This is a genomic window from Pseudomonas sp. SYWMCR5 (genome assembly GCF_057197165.1).
Window position 1 is genome coordinate 325,176 of record NZ_JBXUNH010000005.1, and the last position, 14,629, is coordinate 339,804.

12 protein-coding genes are annotated in these 14,629 nt (G+C 65.3%); 3 read left to right on the top strand and 9 right to left on the bottom strand.

The features are described from left to right. Positions 1-58: 58 nt before the first annotated feature. From AC2CGW_RS15980 to AC2CGW_RS16010, 7 genes are all read right to left on the bottom strand, one after another. Positions 59-322, bottom strand: a complete 264-nt coding sequence (locus tag AC2CGW_RS15980; RefSeq protein ID WP_186669466.1) for a DUF2934 domain-containing protein — start codon at positions 320-322, stop codon at positions 59-61. Between the two features lie 17 nt (positions 323-339). Next, positions 340-3,114, bottom strand: a complete 2,775-nt coding sequence (locus AC2CGW_RS15985; RefSeq protein WP_484574286.1) for a malto-oligosyltrehalose synthase — start codon at positions 3,112-3,114, stop codon at positions 340-342. Then, entirely contained in the window at positions 3,111-5,180 is a 2,070-nt protein-coding gene (gene malQ, locus AC2CGW_RS15990; RefSeq protein WP_484574287.1) for a 4-alpha-glucanotransferase, read from the bottom strand. Before malQ ends, AC2CGW_RS15985 begins: the two co-directional genes overlap by 4 nt. Beyond that, positions 5,177-6,919 carry a malto-oligosyltrehalose trehalohydrolase gene (gene treZ / locus AC2CGW_RS15995; protein ID WP_186709730.1) on the bottom strand — a complete coding sequence of 581 codons (1,743 nt, stop codon included), beginning with the start codon at positions 6,917-6,919 and terminating at the stop codon, positions 5,177-5,179. Before treZ ends, malQ begins: the two co-directional genes overlap by 4 nt. A 15-nt stretch (positions 6,920-6,934) precedes the next feature. After that, entirely contained in the window at positions 6,935-8,494 is a 1,560-nt protein-coding gene (glgA, locus tag AC2CGW_RS16000; RefSeq protein ID WP_186669459.1) for a glycogen synthase GlgA, read from the bottom strand. Between the two features lie 445 nt (positions 8,495-8,939). Continuing rightward, positions 8,940-9,398, bottom strand: coding sequence for an SgcJ/EcaC family oxidoreductase (locus tag AC2CGW_RS16005; RefSeq protein WP_186669457.1), 459 nt, complete (start codon positions 9,396-9,398; stop codon positions 8,940-8,942). 178 nt (positions 9,399-9,576) lie between these two features. After that, positions 9,577-9,744: a DUF6026 family protein gene (locus AC2CGW_RS16010; protein ID WP_186669448.1), complete on the bottom strand. Its 168-nt coding sequence runs from the start codon at positions 9,742-9,744 to the stop codon at positions 9,577-9,579. Positions 9,745-9,924: 180 nt separating this feature from the next. Between AC2CGW_RS16010 and gnd the strand changes: the two genes are divergently transcribed. Further along, positions 9,925-10,932 (top strand): phosphogluconate dehydrogenase (NAD(+)-dependent, decarboxylating), encoded by a 1,008-nt coding sequence (gnd, locus tag AC2CGW_RS16015; protein WP_288375576.1) that lies wholly within the window; start codon positions 9,925-9,927, stop codon positions 10,930-10,932. Then, positions 10,929-12,434: a glucose-6-phosphate dehydrogenase gene (gene zwf, locus AC2CGW_RS16020; protein ID WP_186669444.1), complete on the top strand. Its 1,506-nt coding sequence runs from the start codon at positions 10,929-10,931 to the stop codon at positions 12,432-12,434. Before gnd ends, zwf begins: the two co-directional genes overlap by 4 nt. Before the next feature lie 176 nt (positions 12,435-12,610). Here zwf and AC2CGW_RS16025 read toward each other — a convergent pair whose 3' ends face one another. Both AC2CGW_RS16025 and AC2CGW_RS16030 read right to left on the bottom strand, forming a co-directional pair. Further along, complete coding sequence (locus tag AC2CGW_RS16025) at positions 12,611-12,988, bottom strand: glycine zipper domain-containing protein (RefSeq protein ID WP_186669443.1); 378 nt, start codon at positions 12,986-12,988, stop codon at positions 12,611-12,613. 75 nt (positions 12,989-13,063) lie between these two features. Further along, on the bottom strand, positions 13,064-13,243 hold the full coding sequence (locus tag AC2CGW_RS16030) for a hypothetical protein (protein WP_186669441.1): 180 nt from the start codon (positions 13,241-13,243) through the stop codon (positions 13,064-13,066). 224 nt (positions 13,244-13,467) lie between these two features. Here AC2CGW_RS16030 and AC2CGW_RS16035 point away from each other — a divergent pair, with 224 nt between their 5' ends. After that, the gene (locus AC2CGW_RS16035; protein ID WP_186669658.1) at positions 13,468-14,613 is read left to right on the top strand and encodes a GGDEF domain-containing protein; all 1,146 of its coding nucleotides are present in this window, start codon (positions 13,468-13,470) and stop codon (positions 14,611-14,613) included. The last annotated feature ends 16 nt before the right edge of the window (positions 14,614-14,629 follow it).

Genomic DNA, 14,629 nt, shown 5'->3' on the forward strand with positions numbered 1-14,629 from the left:
TTGGATGTTTAACAAGACAACCGCTCCCACAGGTCATGGGTTGAGCTGCAGGCGGATATCAGCCGGCGGCGGGCTTGCGTGGCGCCCGTGGTTTCTTCTCGGCCACAGGCTTGCCCGCCGGCAGCGCGGCGGCCTTGGGTTCGGCAGGTGCCTTGGGCTTGGCCGGGGCCTTCTTGCGTGGTGCGGCCTTCGGCGCCAGGGCCTCGGCTTCGGCCAGCTTGTGGGCCATCTCCCAGTGGCGCTCTTCCTGGCCTACCGGTTTACCCTCCGACTCCCAGATCTGGTAGGCGAATTCGCGGATACGCTTTTCATCGACACTCATTTCGACGCTCCTGAAGTTCATGCATGTTCAATCAACAGGTTGAGCGGAAATTCCGACAGCACATTGCTCAGCATCAGCTCCCTAGAAGGGCTGACAGCGGTGTGTGCGAAAAGTCCCGTGCAAGTGGCAGGCGACAAGGCAAACGGCAGGATCAGCCGGGTATCGTCCCAGTTCTGTGCTGGGATCAGGGGGATCGGGGCCGCGTCCAGCAAGCTGCTGGCCAGCCGTGGCACGATGACGATGGCACGCTCGCCCTCACCGAGGCGGGCGAAGGCCAGCACCTTGTCGGCGTGGCGACCCTGGGCGTTGAGCGGCAGGTAGGCACCGCGCAGGAACAGCTCGGGATGCGCTTGGCGCAGGTCCAGCACGCGGGCGATCAAGGCCTGCTTGATGCGTCCGTCGCGCCAGTGTTCGAGCAGCTCGGCCTCGGGCAGGCTGGCGTCCAGGCTGGCGCGTCTTGCCGGGTAGTCCACTGGGCGGCGGTTGTCCGGGTCAACCAGGCTCAAGTCCCAGTATTCGTTGCCCTGGTACAGGTCAGGAACACCCGGCGTGGTCATGCGCAGCAGGCACTGGACCAGGCCATTGAGCGCACCGGGGCAGGCGATGCGCGCGGCGGCGTCGGCGAGCGAGTGGCGCAGTTGCTGGTTTTCGCGGTCGAGCAAGAGGCCATCGAGGTAGCGGGCGCAGGCCTGTTCGTAGCACTCGTTGGGGGCGGCCCAGCTGCTGCGCAGCTTGGCTTCGCGCAGGGCTTTCTGCTGCCACTGGCGCACACGTTCGGCAAAGTGCTCGAGCCCCTTCGGGTCGTCACGGCCCAGCTCCATGGGCCAACTGGCGAGCAGGGTCTGGAACAGCAGCAACTCATCGCCGGGGCTGGGTGCCGGGCCGTCTTCGAGGGTTTCACGCAGCGGCTCGGCCAGTTCGCGCCAGTGCTCGACGCGGCTGGCGAGCCACTGGCTGTGTTCACTGAGCACCGCCAGGCGCGCGCGACAGTCTTCGCCGCGCTTGTGATCGTGGGTGGCAGTGGCCAGCAGGTTATCCGGGAAGTCGCGCAGGCGGCGCTGCGCTTCGTTGTGGAACTGCGCAGGTGTGGTGCTGAACCGCTCGGCCTCGAAGCCCACGTCGTTGCGCGAGAGCAGGCGGGCGCTGCGGTAGAACGCGGTGTCCTCGACCGCCTTGGCGGCGCTGGGTGCGGTCAGTTGCTGGAAGCGCACGCACGCATGGCGCAGGTGCTTGCGGGCACGGCCGACAGGCAACTGACGCCAGGGCTGTCCGCCGAGCCAGCGCTCGAAGTGTTCGAGCAATGGCCAGTCGGCTTCGCCGAGCGACTGCCGGGCACCTTCCAGGGCGCGCTGGAAGAACGCCTCATCCTGCTGGGGACGGCCACAGGCATTGATGTAGGTGCGGTACACCGGGTAGTGCTCGACCAGCGCCTGCAGGGCACGACGGATTGCGCCGAGGGTGAGGTCGCGGGTCATCAGATCGTCGCGGGCGACCTGCAACAGCGCCTGGGCCACCGACTCGCAGTCACCGGCCAGGCTGGCATTGAGTACCAGACGTCTTGCGATGCGCACTTCCTCGTCGAACTCGGGGCGCTCGCTGACGTTGCGCCAGAGGTCGGTCAACGGCACTTCGCCGGACGGGTCGTGCTGAAGCAGCGAGACCTGGTTCATGAACTCGTAGCCGGTGGTGCCGTCGGTGAGCCAGTCCTGGTGCAGGTGCTCGTCGGCACCGAGGATCTTTTCCACGTAGATCGGGAAATGCTCGAGTGCCGCTTCTGGTGGACGCAGGACCAGCAAGTGATCGACACGGCGGCGCAGGTTGCGGCAGTAGCGGCGAGGGTCGGCCAGGCCGTCGATATGGTCGATGCGCAGGCCATCGACCAGGCCGCGAGCGATCAGCTCGAACAGCTTGGCGTGGGTCGCTTCGAACACCGTCGCTCGCTCCACACGCAGGCCGCCGAGTTCGTTGATGTCGAAGAAACGTCGCCAGTTGATGTCGTCGGCGGCGGTGCGCCAACTGGCCAGGCGGTAGGTCTGGCGCTCGAGCAGCAGGTGCAGGCGCTTGAAGCCCGCTTCGCTGTGGCTGTCGAAGGCGGCCAGGGCCTGCTCCAGGTGAGCGCCCTCGCGTACCAGGTGGGCCAGTTCCGCGTGCAATGGCAGGCTCTCGGCCAGTGGGTCGGTGGAGTCGCCCAAGGCGCCGAAGCGCGTGCCCAGCGCCTGCAGCGAGGGGGCATCGCTCTGGCTGAGGATCCGTCCGTAATCCAGCGGACAGATCGGGAAACGGTGCTCGTAGTGCTCGATCTGCAGCACCCCGTGCTCAGCGTCGAAGGTCAGCGGAATCTCGCCATTCTGCAGGGCAATGCCATAGTCGTTGCCCAGGAACGGCAGCAGCAACTGGCCAGCCAGCAGCGGGTCGCTGGAGTGCCACTGGATATCGAAGAATTCGGCGTAGGGGCTGCGCCGCCCCCAGGCCAGGAGGCTCTGCCACCAGGGGTTGTCGGCACCGCCCACGGCCATGTGATTGGACACGGTGTCGAGGATCAGCCCCATGCCGTGCTGGCGCAGCGCGGCCACCAGCCGCTGCAGCGCCGCTTCGCCGCCCAGCTCGGGATTGACCTGGGTCGGATCGACCACGTCGTAGCCGTGTCGGGAGCCGGCGCGGGCCTTGAGTATGGGCGAGGCGTACAGGTGGCTGATGCCCAGCCGGGCGAAGTAGGGCACCAGTGGCACGGCATCGTCGAGGGTGAAGTCGCTGTGAAACTGCAGGCGCTGGGTGGCGGTCAAGGGCTTCATCGGTCGCGCTCCCAGGCTTGTTCGCGGGCCTGCGCCAGCAGTTCCAGGCGACGTGCGGCATCCTCGTCGTCGAGCAGTTCGCTGACGGGCAGGGCGAAGCGTCGACGCCAGTTGGGGTGGCCGTCGGTGGTGCCAGGCAGGTTGGGTTGTTCGTCGCTGCCAAGCAGGTCTTCGAGTGGGACCAGCACGAGCGGTGCGCGGGTGTGGCCGACATAACGGATGGCGGTGTCGATCAAGGCGTCGTTACCCTTCAAAGGGCCATAGTTCGCTTCCAGGCTGCGGCGCAGGCCGTGAATCTCCTGCTCGCGCTCATGCCGCCAGTGCAGTTCGGTGGCGGCGTCGATCAGTTGCAGGCGGTGGTTCCAGTCGATGTCCCGTGCTCGCAGCCAGCCGGCCAACGGGGCGAGGTCGTGGGTGCCGGTGGTGGCCAGGGCGGTATCGGGCCAGTCGAGGATCGGTTTGAAGTGGCCGGGCGAGGTCTGCTCGAACGGCAGCACGCGCATGCCCAGCACGCCCTTGTCCGCCAGTTGCTCACGCAGCCCGGGCGGTACGGTGCCGAGATCTTCGCCGAGGATCACCGCCTGATGGCGTGTCGATTCGAGCGCCAGCAGGCGCAGCAGGTCTTCGACGGGGTAGTTCAGATACGCCCCCTCGCTCGGCTTGGCGCCGCGCGGGATCAGCCACAGGCGGCGCAGCCCCATCACGTGGTCGATGCGCAGGCCGCCGGCGTGGGCGAGATTGGCTCGCAGCATTTCGATGAAGGCACGGTAGCCGTTGCGCTTGAGGCCGTCGGGCGAGAAGGCGCAGATGCCCCAGTCCTGGCCCGAACGATTGAGAATGTCGGGCGGCGCGCCGACCTTGAGGTCGGCCAGCAGTTCGTCCTGGCGGCTCCAGGCCTGGCTGCCGGCACCGTCGGCACCCACCGCCAGGTCAGCGATCAAGCCGATGCCCATGCCGTTGCTGCGCGCGGCATCCTGGGCGCGTTGCAGGCTGCGCTCGGTGAGCCATTGGCAGAAGGCATGAAACTCCACCAGCGCCGGGTAGGCCGCAGCCATGGCCTGCACTTCCGGCTCATCGGGGCTGCGCCAGGCGTCCGGCCATGCGCGCCAGTCGGCGCCCAGGCCTTGCTCCACGGCTTCGGCCTGCAGCACTTCGAAATGGCAATGGTGCTCCAGGGCTTGGCCAGCGGACTGGCGAAAGCTGTCGAAGTCCGGGCGCAGGGGGTGTTCCCTCTGGCTGAAATCTGCATACAGCGCCTTGAGCAGCTTGTGCCGCACATCGGCCGCGCGCGGCCAGTCGACCAGCGACGTCTGCTCCAGGTCTTCGAGGCTCTGGGTCAGGCCCGCAGCTTCGGCCGCCATGCGCACCTCGCGCTCGCCGAGCAGTACCGAGGGGCTGGCGTAGAGCGTGTTGAGCAACAGGCGGCTGGATGGTGAGTAGGGGCTGAAGTGCTGTTGGTCGTACATCGACAACGCATGGATCGGGCTGATCGCCAGCGCATCGGCGCCTCGCTCTGCCGCACTGCGCGCCAGTTGCTCCAGGGCCAGGCAGTCGCCATAGCCACCGTCACCAGGGCGGCGCAGGCTGTAGAGTTGCACGGCCAGGCCCCAGCAACGCGGAGGGTGTTGCTCGGTGCCGTCCTGCAGGCTGTGGCAACGCGGCGGCGCGACGGCGATGGTGACCTGTCGGTCATCGATTTCCAGGCGGTGGTAGCCGATAGGCAGTTCGCCGGGCAGTTGTGCCAGTGGGTCGAGGGTCAGCGCGTGCACGCTGCCGTCTTCCTGGGTGCAACGTACCGGGCTGTTTGGGCTGAACCAGCGTGCCAGGGCCAGCGGCTGGCCAAGGTCGGCGGTGAGCAGTGGCGGCAGGTGCTCGCTGTCCTCGAGCTGCTCCAGGGCGGCCAGGCTGCGCGCGATGGCAGCGTCATCCTCGGCCGGATGGCCAAGCCCTTGCAGAACCCGGCGCAGAGCCTCGTCAGATACCTGCTGGGGACGATCGTTCGCGTCTATCCAGTCGCGGGCAAGGCCCGCGCGGGCGGCGAGACGGTGCAGGGGCATTTCGCTCATGGCGTCTCCAGGCGAGAGGGAAGCAGGCTGACCACGCAGCTGTACGCGGCCAGGGTGGAGTCTGGATGGGCGTTGTCACTGCTGTCGAACAGGCGTGTATCTATGCCCGGCAAAGTAATGGGCTGCGCAGATGCGCCAAGGTTCAAATCGATGCGCAACTCGCAGCCGTCGCCCAGTCGCCAGCGGGCGCTGAGGGCTTTGTCGCCGAGCACTTCGACGCCCAGTGCGCGGCTGCCCACCAGGCGCGGGACGATCTGGCGATGGCGGATATCCAGCAGTTGGTGATAGAGGCCGTGCCAGCCAGCGAGCACTTGTGTGTTGACCGGGCGTGAGGCTTCGAAGGTTTGCAGGGCGTTGGGGTCGGGTATGTGCGCGCGCTTCTCGGGGTCGGCGAAGGCTGCGAAGTGGGCGAATTCGCCGCGCCGACCTTCGCGCACGGCATCGGCCAGCTCATCGTGGAAATCGGTGAAGAACAGGAACGGCTGGCAGCTGCCTTCTTCGTCACCCATGAACAGCAGCGGGATCATCGGCGCCAGCAGCAACAGGCCGGTGGCGGCCCGCAGCGCCGGGGGCGGGCACAGGCGGCTGAGACGCTCGCCAAGGGCGCGGTTGCCGATCTGGTCGTGGTTTTGCAAGAACAGCACGAAGGCACTCGGTGGCAAGTGAGCGCTGGGCTCGCCACGGGGTGTGCCATGGCGATTGGGCTCGCCCTGAAACACGAAGCCTTCGCTCAGGCAGCGGGCCAGTTGCTCGATCGGGCGGTGCTTGTAGTCGGCGTAGTAGCCTTCGGTCTCGCCCGTGAGCAGCACGTGCAGGGCGTTGTGGCCGTCATCGTTCCACTGCGCGTCGAAGCCTTGCTCGAGCAGCGCCGCTTGATTGTGTTCGTTCTCCAGCACCAGCCACACTTCGCGGCCCGGCTCGACAGCGGCGCGCACGCGGCGGGCCAGTTCGACGAGAAAGTCCGGCTGGTCGATGGCGTGCACGGCGTCCAGGCGCAGCCCATCGAAGCGGTAGTCGCACAGCCACATCAGGGCGTTCTGGATGAAGAACTCGCGTACTTCTGCACGGCGAAAGTCGATGGCGGCGCCCCAGGGGGTCTGGCGGTCTTCACGGAAGAACCGGCTGGCGTACTGCGGCAGGTAATTGCCGTCAGGGCCAAAGTGGTTGTAGACCACATCGAGCATCACCATCAGCCCGTGGCCATGGGCCTGGTCGATTAGTGCGCACAATTGATCCGGGCTGCCGTAAGCGTTGTGCGGGGCGAAGGGCAGGGCGCCGTCGTAGCCCCAGTTTCGCTCGCCGGGGAACTGGTTGATCGGCATCAGCTCGATGGCGGTGATACCCAGTTCCGCCAGGCGTGGCAGCTGCTGGGAAACACCTGCATAGCCGCCGAGCAGGCCCACGTGCAGTTCCTGGATCACCGCCTCGTGCCATGGGCGGCCGCGCCAAGGGTGCTGCCAGCCGTAACGCTGGAGATCGACGACTTCACTGGGACCGTGCACGCCGTCGGGCTGGTAGCGCGACGCCGGGTCGGCCACCTTCAGGTGGCCGTCGATCCTGAAATGGTAGCGATCACCCGCCTGGCAGGGAGCGATACCGCTGAACCAGCCATCTCCCTCGGACAGCAGCTCGACAGACGGCTGCCGCTCGATTTCCACGCTCACGTTGCGCGCATCCGGCGCCCAGAGGGCGAAGCGCGCCGACGTGGCGTCCAGTTGCTGTGCGCCATGCCTGTGCATCTTCGTAGCCCTCGTTCAGTAGTGGCGGCTGCGTGCCTGGCAGACCAGTTCCTCGTAGAGGCGAGCGTAGGGTTCCACCGCCTGGCACCAGTTGAACGGTTGGGTCATCGACAGGCAGCGCATGGCATTGAGCAGGTCTTTCTTGCCGTGTACGTAGAAGGCGCGGTTCAAGGCTTCGCGGTAGCTCTCGGCGCTCGACTCGTTGAACAGGAAACCCGTGACGCCATCTTCGATGGTGTCGGCCAGCCCACCGGTATTGCGTGCCACCGGCAGTGAGCCGAAACGCTGTGCGTACATCTGGCTCAATCCGCAGGGCTCGTAGCGCGAGGGCATCAGCAGGAAATCGCTGCCGGCGAACATGCGCCGGGCATCGGTTTCGTTGAAGCCGATGCGCACGCCGATGCGACCAGGATGGCGCAGGGCCAGATCGCGCATGGCCTGTTCCTCTTCCGGCTCGCCGCGGCCGATGATCGCGATCTGCCCGCCTTGCTGGACGATGTCGGCGGCCACGCTCAACGTCAGGTCCAGGCCTTTCTGGTAGACCAGGCGCGAGACCACGGCGAACAGCGGCCCTTCGGACGGCTCCAGGCCGAACAGCTCGCGGACCTGCTCGGCATTGCGCGCCTTGCCTTCCCAGTCGTTGATGCTGAAGTTGTGCAGCAGATGGGTGTCGGTGGCCGAATCCCAGCTCTCGTCGATGCCATTGGGGATGCCGCCCAGCAGGCCTTGCTGGGCCTTGCTGGCGAGAAAGCCGTCGAGGCCGCAACCGAACTCGGGCGTGGTGATCTCTCGGGCGTAGGTGGCACTGACCGTGGTGATGTGGCTCGAGTAGGCCAGCCCGGCCTTGAGGAACGACAGCTTGCCGTAGAATTCCATGCCTTCCTGCTGCATGGCATGGTCGGGAATGGCCAGCTCCGGGCTGCAGCCTCGGCTGTAGACACCCTGGTACGCCAGGTTGTGGATGGTGAACAAAGTCGGTGTATTCAGGCCGCGCCAGTGCATGTAGGCAGGCGCCAGACCGGCTGGCCAGTCATGGGCGTGCACCAGATCGGGGCGCCAGTGCGCCATTGCATCGCCTGCGGCGATCTCTGCGGCGGCCAGGCCCAGGCGGGCGAAACGGATGTGGTTGTCCGGCCAGTCACGGCCATTGTTGGCACCGTATGGGGTGCCTTCGCGCTCATACAACTCGGGGCAGATCAGCACGTAGATGACCAGGCCATCCGGCAGGTCCATGCGCCCGATCTTGCACGGCGGAAGCGCAGCATGGCCACCGAGTTCGCCAACGATGTGAATGGGGTTGTCGCTATCGACCACTTGCGGGTAGCCGGGGATCAGCACACGCACATCGTGCAGGTGTGACAGCGCCCGGGGCAGGGCGGCGGAAACATCGCCCAGGCCGCCCGTCTTGACCAGGTCGGCGATTTCGGAGGTGACGAACAGCACCTTGCGCTTGTGCGGATTGTTGCGGCGCGTGGTAGCGGGTGCCTTGCCTGTCGTGGCGAAGCCAGGTGCAACAGGCTCGCGGTTTTCCAGGTTGAATGATTCTGCGTGAGGCTCGACAGCGGCACTGATCATACTTCTCTCCGTCCCTTGTTCATGCGGGTGCTGGCACCCGTTACGTTTATCTCGTATCTGTTCTCGCTTTGGCTTTCAGCATCTTCGTAGTGCATTCCTTGCCCCATGGTCGTGCGCGCAGGCACAGCGCGAGCGGCATTCCGGCCGAACAGGCGCCTGGACAGTGTGGGGTGGGCGGGCTGACGCGTGAGGAAGTCCCTTTGCGTGGCCTACTTACTTCCTGACCTGCCCGTGTTTCGGAAAGTTCGACTTGATTGCGTCACTGGTTTTCGGAGCAAAACACGGGCCGAATCCGCAGTGTAGGGGACGAAAGGTAGGCAGGATGACCCGCTGGTCACTATTTGCATGACCGTTGATCTGCGCAAACGTTGGCGCACCAAAGCCGCAGCGACATTGCGTTGCTGCGGCGCAACAGGCATCCGTTGGGCGGGGAATGCGGGCAGTGTCAGGTGGTCGGCAGCAGCGAGGAATGGTGGTGGTGGATCAGCCACTGCTGGCCATCCCAGCGGTAGGTGAAGGTGTAGCGCGCAGCGACCTGTTGCCCGGTCTTGGCGAAGTCGAAGGTGTACAGCCCGGCCAGTGTGGCTTTGTTGCAGGTCTGGCTCAGGTGATGAGTGTCGAGCTTGCCGGAGGGCTGGTCGGCGAGGAAGTGCTTGAAGTAGTCGAGGCGCTCGACGGTGGTCAGGCGTGGGGTTCTGGAGACCGTCGGCAGCAGCACCGCATCGTTTTCGTACAGTTTGGCCACTTGCTGTGGATCGCCGCTGCGCAGGCTGTCGTTCCAGCGTTCGAACAGCGCCAGGGCTTGTTTCTCGTCGAGCTGCTGGCACGGCTGCGGCGCGGCGTGCGCGTGCAGGCTGAGGCTTCCCAGCAAAACGAGCGGGAGCCAGTACGTCAGTTTGTTCATGGGTGTTTTCCACGCGAAGCAGGCACCGGAATGGGCCCGCGGCGTCGCTCAATCTAGGTAGCCTGAGATGAGACCTATATAGGAACAGGCGACTATCTTTGAAGGCATTTTCGCTGGTTAAGGAGGCGGGGCACGACAGGGCGTCGCGTGCGCAGGGGCTGCGCGGTGCGGCGAAAGGTCAGCGTCCGGCAGCCTTGTTGCCCAGGCGGGCCTGTTCGAGCAACAGGTTCAGCTCGGCCACCTGTTGCCGCAGTTGGTCGCGCTCGTCCTTCAGTTGGCGCAGTTCGTCGCGGCGCACGGTGACATAGAGGGTCTGGGGGGGAGTGGCAGGCATGTAGGTACCCATGAGCACACCTCGCAGTTTGGCTGGTGACAGTGACAAGCGTAGACGCTTCGTGCGGCGCGCATTCTGAATTCTTTCCCCGCCCTTGGGAACTTTTTTGTTTATGGTGGTCACGCCGTTCGTCGGTGAACCCTCGTGCGGTACGCTGGACTAACCTGAACACCTGAATCGCGTTCGTCATCTATTTCGCAAGGGGAGCATCGGCACATGCAACTGGGAATCGTCGGGCTGGGCCGCATGGGCGGTAATATCGCAAGACGGCTGATGCGCGCAGGCCACCAGACCGTGGTACATGATCGCAACCGTGAGGCCATCAGCGCCTTGAGCGACGAGGGTGCCCTGGGCGCCCACGACCTGGGCGCGCTGGTACAGAAACTCAAGGCGCCTCGGGCCGTTTGGATCATGCTGCCGGCGGGTGAGCCCACCGAGCAGACCATCACCCAGCTCGCCGAGCTGCTGGAGCCGGGCGACGCGATCATCGATGGCGGCAACACCTTCTACAAGGATGACGTGCGCCGAGCTGCTCACCTGTCAACGCGTGGCCTGCACTATCTGGACGTAGGCACCTCCGGTGGGGTCTGGGGCCTGGAGCGCGGCTATTGCATGATGATTGGCGGCGAGAAGGGGGTGTTCGAGCGCCTGGAGCCGTTGTTCAAGGCGCTGGCCCCGGGTGTGGGTGACATTGCGCGTACGCAGGGGCGCACGGGCGAGCCTGGGCGTGCCGAGCATGGCTACATTCACGCCGGCCCGCCCGGTGCCGGGCACTACGTGAAGATGGTGCACAACGGTATCGAGTACGGCCTGATGCAGGCTTATGCCGAAGGTTTCGACCTGCTGCGCAGCAAGGGCGGCCCCGAGCTGCCCGAGGACCAGCGTTTCGACCTGAATGTGGCAGAGATCGCCGAAGTCTGGCGGCGTGGCAGTGTGGTCACTTCCTGGCTGCTCGACCTCACCGCCGATGCGCTGGTTGCCGATCCGCACCTGGCCCAGTTCAGCGGTTCGGTGTCCGACAGCGGTGAAGGGCGCTGGACCATCGATGCGGCGGTCGAGCAGGCGGTGCCGGTGCCGGTGTTGTCCAGCGCGCTGTTTGCCCGTTTCCGCTCACGGCAGCAGCAAGGCACCTTCGGCGACAAGGTGTTGTCTGCCATGCGCCTGGGCTTTGGCGGCCATGTCGAGAAGAAGGGTTCATGAGCAAACAGACGATTCCCGCAGCGCCGCCTTGCACGCTGTTCCTGTTCGGCGCCAATGGCGACCTGGTCAAGCGCCTGCTGATGCCGGCACTGTACAACCTCAGCCGTGACGGTTTGCTGGACCGCAACCTGCGGATTGTCGGGGTCGACCATAATCACGCCAGCGCCGAGCAGTTCGCCGAGCGCCTGCACGACTTCATGATCGAGCGCGACAAAGGCGGCGAGGGGGCGGGCAAGTGTCTGGACGAAGGGCTGTGGTCGCGCCTGGCCAAGCGCCTGGACTACCAGACCGGCGACTTCCTGGACCCTGCGACCTATTCGGCGATCGGCAAGCGCATCGCCAAGACCCGTCACGGCAACGCTATCTTCTACCTGGCCACTTCGCCGCGTTTCTTCCCAGAGGTGGCCCAGCGCCTGGGCGAGGCCGGCTTGCTCGACGAGTCTGCGGGCGGTTTTCGCCGGGTGGTGGTGGAGAAGCCGTTCGGTACCGATCTTGCCAGTGCCGAGGCGCTCAACGCCTGCCTGCTCAAGGTGATGAGCGAGCGACAGATCTATCGCATCGACCATTACCTGGGCAAGGAGACGGTGCAGAACATTCTGGTCAGCCGCTTCTCCAATGGCCTGTTCGAGTCGTTCTGGAACAACCACTACATCGACCACGTGCAGATTACCGCCGCCGAGACGGTCGGTGTCGAGACGCGTGGCGCGTTCTACGACAATACCGGTGCCTTGCGTGACATGGTGCCCAATCACCTGTTCCAGTTGCTGGCGATGGTCGCCATGGAGCCACCGGCAGCCTTCGGCGCCGACGCCGTTCGCGGCGAGAAGGCCAAGGTGATCGGTGCCATCCGCCCCTGGTCGCAGAAGATGGCGCTGAAGAACTCGGTGCGGGGGCAGTACGTGGCGGGCAAACAGGGGCGCAAGCGGCTGGCCGGTTATCGCGAGGAAAACAATGTCGACACGCAAAGCCGCACTGAAACCTACGTCGCGCTCAAGGTGATGATCGACAACTGGCGCTGGGCGGGTGTGCCGTTCTACCTGCGTACCGGCAAGCGCATGAGCGTGCGCGACACCGAAATCGCCATCTGCTTCAAGCCTGCACCTTACGCGCAGTTCCGCGAGTCGGAGCTGGAGCGACCCAAGCCCAACTACCTGAAGATTCAGATTCAGCCCAATGAAGGCATGTGGTTCGACCTACAGGCCAAGCGCCCCGGGCCTGAACTGGTGATGGAGAACGTCGAGCTGGGTTTTGCCTACAAGGACTTCTTCAAGATGACCCCGGCGACCGGTTACGAAACCTTGATCTACGACTGCCTGACCGGTGACCAGACGCTGTTCCAGCGGGCCGACAATATCGAGAATGGTTGGCGTGCGGTACAGCCATTTCTCGACGCCTGGGCCAAGGGGGGCGAAGTGCACGAGTACGAGGCGGGTGAGGATGGGCCCGAGGAGGGCAATGAGTTGCTGAGCCGGGACAAGCGCGAGTGGCACCGCCTGGGCTGAAAGACGGCTGAGCGTCTTGTTCACAATCCAGAGGCCAGCCCAATCCCTGTGGGAGCGGGCTGGCCCGCGAACACGGGCGCAGCCCGTGCCAGGCTGCGCGGTGTCTTTTTCGCGGGCAAGTCGGGGCGCCGAACCGCCGCTCCCACACGTACCGCTCCTGCAGGCGAGTGCGTCAATCAGTGGCGACGGTGCTTCTTGTTCTTGTCGCCCAGGTGGTTGCCGATCGCGCCGCCGGCTGCGCCGCCAAGGCCGGCGCCGATGGTCGAGCCATTGCTGCCGCCAAGTTTGCCGCCCACCAGCGAGCCGCCGGCCGAACCCAGGCCGCCACCGATGGCTGCTTCGGTGCGGTTGCCCTTGCGTGCGCCAACGGCGCTGCCGGCTGCGCCACCCAGGCCCGCGCCGATGGCGGCGCCGGTGCTGCCGCCGATCTGTTTGCCGACGACGTTGCCCAAGGCACCACCCAGGCCGCCGCCAATGGCTGCGGTTCCGTCACCGGCGAACGCTCCCTGGCACAGCAGCAGGCCCAGGGCGAGGGAAGGCAGAGTCAGACGCATGATTTCATGAACCTCGAAGGAATCATCAGGGTTGAATGCCGCAGGTGTGCGGCGGATAGGGATTGGGCAGACGCTTCAGCGGTAATAACGGTCACGGTAGCGACGATCGTCGTCATCGCGATCATCGCGGTGATGATAACGGTGACGGTCGCGGTCGCCGTCACGCCAGCCATCGTCATCATGGTGGCGATGGCTGTGGCAACCGGCGAGGAGCACGACGGCGGCGATCAGCGAAACACTGGCAAGGCGTGGCATGGCGATGGAAATCCTTGATCCGCAAAGGTTTACGGGACAACTGCTGAGACCGGGCAGGATTCATTTGGTTTCAAAGTGGCACAAAATATTACCGCGCAAGGGACAGGCGGCGTGCCTGTAGGCTGCTGTTCTGTCCCGCTCGGTCATGGTCGCGGGCCTGCACGGCTCCTAGACTGTCAGGCAGGCCGCGACGAAGACGGCCATCTGCCACACGGTGAATCATGATGATCGCCCATACCCCTACGCTGTTCGCTGCGGTCGCGCTGGTGGCGACGATCCTGGCCTTCTGCCTGTTGCTGGTCGGGCAGTTCAACCGAGGCGACAACCTCTTGCTGACCGGTTGTGGGCTGTTGGCCCATGCCTTGGCCTATGTCTGTTACACGTTGTTCGGGCATGCGCCTCTGTGGGTGAGCTATGCCTTGGGCAACAGCCTGCTGTCGCTGGCGCTGGCGTTCTATTCAGCGAGCCTGTTCCGGATGCGCGAGCGCCCGGTGCCGTGGCGGCCTATCTTCGCCATTCCGCTGTTGATGCTGCTGGGCCTGATGTCGCTGCTCGAGACGGTGGAGCCGCGCATGCTGCTGGCGACCCTGGTGCTGATGTTGCAATGCGCGTTGATTCTCTACTGGGCCCGGCAACGGGCCCTGGGCAAGGGCCGGGCACACCTGCTGCTGGTGATCGGTGCTGCCATCAGCCTGGTGGGGCTGGGCATGCGGGTGGTGGCCGTGCTGGCGGGCACGGCGCAGGAGATGCGCTACGACACCAGCAACCTCAAGCAGACGGTGTCGGTGGCCATCGGCACGGTCACGGTGATGATGTATTCCATTGGTTTGGTGCTGATGGCCAAGGAGCGCAGCGAATCGCGCTTACAGCACCTTGCCGGACACGACGTGCTGACCGGGACGGGTAATCGTCGCGCCATCCTGGAACGTTTCGAGCGTGAGCTGGAGCAGGCGCGCGTGGCGCAGTACAGCCTGGCCGTGGCGATGATCGATATCGATCACTTCAAGCGTATCAACGATGTGCACGGTCATCTGGCAGGGGACGAAGTGCTGTGTCACTGCGTGCGCCAGTTGCAGCAGAGGCTGCGCGAAGGGGACAGCCTGGGGCGCTACGGCGGCGAGGAGTTCCTGCTGCTGTTGCCACGAACCGAGGGGGAAGGCGCCCTGGCGGCGCTGAACGGCCTGCGCGAAGCCATGGCGAAGAACCCGGCGCGGTTCGCCGGGCTGGAGATCGAGCTGTGCTTCAGTGTCGGGCTCTGGTGCGGTGTGCCGGGTGAGGGTGATACCCCGGCACGGCTGATCGCCCAGGCCGATGCCGCGTTGTACCTGGCCAAGGCTGGCGGGCGCAATGCGGTGCGGCTGGCGGCTTGATCCTTCGCACTTACGG

Bases quoted from the DNA above. Each gene is read 5' to 3' on its own strand.
- glgA (WP_186669459.1), bottom strand. From the start codon at position 8,494: ATGATCAGTGCCGCTGTCGAGCCTCACGCAGAATCATTCAACCTGGAA.
- AC2CGW_RS15985 (WP_484574286.1), bottom strand. From the start codon at position 3,114: ATGAAGCCCTTGACCGCCACCCAGCGCCTGCAGTTTCACAGCGACTTC.
- AC2CGW_RS16025 (WP_186669443.1), bottom strand. From the start codon at position 12,988: ATGCGTCTGACTCTGCCTTCCCTCGCCCTGGGCCTGCTGCTGTGCCAG.
- AC2CGW_RS16035 (WP_186669658.1), top strand. From the start codon at position 13,468: ATGATCGCCCATACCCCTACGCTGTTCGCTGCGGTCGCGCTGGTGGCG.
- treZ (WP_186709730.1), bottom strand. From the start codon at position 6,919: ATGCACAGGCATGGCGCACAGCAACTGGACGCCACGTCGGCGCGCTTC.
- zwf (WP_186669444.1), top strand. From the start codon at position 10,929: ATGAGCAAACAGACGATTCCCGCAGCGCCGCCTTGCACGCTGTTCCTG.
- malQ (WP_484574287.1), bottom strand. From the start codon at position 5,180: ATGAGCGAAATGCCCCTGCACCGTCTCGCCGCCCGCGCGGGCCTTGCC.
- AC2CGW_RS16030 (WP_186669441.1), bottom strand. From the start codon at position 13,243: ATGCCACGCCTTGCCAGTGTTTCGCTGATCGCCGCCGTCGTGCTCCTC.
- AC2CGW_RS16005 (WP_186669457.1), bottom strand. From the start codon at position 9,398: ATGAACAAACTGACGTACTGGCTCCCGCTCGTTTTGCTGGGAAGCCTC.
- AC2CGW_RS16010 (WP_186669448.1), bottom strand. From the start codon at position 9,744: ATGGGTACCTACATGCCTGCCACTCCCCCCCAGACCCTCTATGTCACC.
- AC2CGW_RS15980 (WP_186669466.1), bottom strand. From the start codon at position 322: ATGAGTGTCGATGAAAAGCGTATCCGCGAATTCGCCTACCAGATCTGG.